1 protein-coding gene is annotated in these 853 nt (G+C 73.6%); it reads right to left on the reverse strand.

From position 1 onward, the window contains the following. Positions 1–831: 5'-3' exonuclease (locus DD1DGNOD_RS14800; protein WP_131770399.1), on the reverse strand; the 831-nt coding region annotated here is incomplete at its 3' end. Positions 832–853: the final 22 nt, after the last annotated feature.

Genomic DNA, 853 nt, shown 5'->3' on the forward strand with positions numbered 1-853 from the left:
CGGCAGGTCCACGTCGGTGACGACCCCGACCACCGCGACGGCCGCGTCGAGATAGGCCTCGGCCTCGACGATCCGCCGTCTGCTCCCGCCCGGGAAGCCGGCGGTGTCCCCCCGCGCGGCAGCGGCCCGGACCGCTGCCAGCGAACCGAACCCGGCCAGCAGCGCCGCCGCGGTCTTCGCGCCTATACCCGGCACCCCCGGCAACCCGTCGCTGGGGTCACCGCGCAGCACCGCAAAATCGGCGTAGGCCCGGCCGGGGATGCCGAAGCGGTCGGCCACCGCGGCCTCGTCGACCACGGCGAACCGCTCGACCGCATAGCGCACCCGCACCGGCCGGGAGTCGTCGACCAGTTGGAACAGATCGCGGTCGCCGGTCAGCACGTCCACCTCCGCCTGATCGCGGACGGCCAGCGTGCCGATCACGTCGTCCGCCTCATAGCCGGTGGCCGAGATCCGGGCGATACCGGCGGCGTCCAGGACGGCGTCGATGACGGGCAGCTGGACGGTGAGCGCCACCGGGACGTCCTCGGCCCCGTCGGTGCTGCCGGCGGCCACCCGGTGGGCCTTGTACGACTCCAGCAGCGCGACCCGGAACCGCGGGCGCCAGTCCGCGTCGAAGCAGGCGACCAGCCGGGTGGGACGGATCTCGGCGATCTGGCGGGCCAAGGTGTCCAGCAGACCCCGCACGGCGTTCACGGGCGTCCCGTCCGGGGAGCGGACCGACCGCGGCACCCCGTGGAAGGCGCGGAAATACAGCGACGGGGTGTCGAGCAGCATCAGCCGACCGGTGGGTGTGTGCACCCGGCCAGCCTGACACCCTCCGCCGCACATCGATATCCGTCCAGCACACGAC

The organism is Candidatus Protofrankia californiensis (assembly GCF_900634765.1).
GTDB classification, from domain to species: domain Bacteria; phylum Actinomycetota; class Actinomycetes; order Frankiales; family Frankiaceae; genus Protofrankia; species Protofrankia californiensis.